The organism is Bacteroides sp. UBA939, from assembly GCF_002293435.1.
Lineage (GTDB): Bacteria > Bacteroidota > Bacteroidia > Bacteroidales > Bacteroidaceae > Bacteroides.
In genome coordinates this window covers 2860-3079 of record NZ_DBDF01000183.1, presented here as the reverse complement: position 1 = coordinate 3079, position 220 = coordinate 2860, and positions in this window count along the sequence as shown.

Here is a 220-nt window from a genome sequence, read left to right as displayed (position 1 = left end):
ATACTTTCACAAGGTTGTGAAAGTGTCCCCAATACGTTCGGCATGCTTTCCACAGTTGCGGAAACCGTCTCCAATGCAGAAGGATTACCCCAAAAGAGTATATTCAGCGCCCACGATGCTATATGATATTCACAACCCATTAGTGTGAGAGGTACACCAGTGTTAGTGTGAGGGGCACACCAGTGTTGGTGTGAGATGCACACTCGTACTGGTGCGAGGT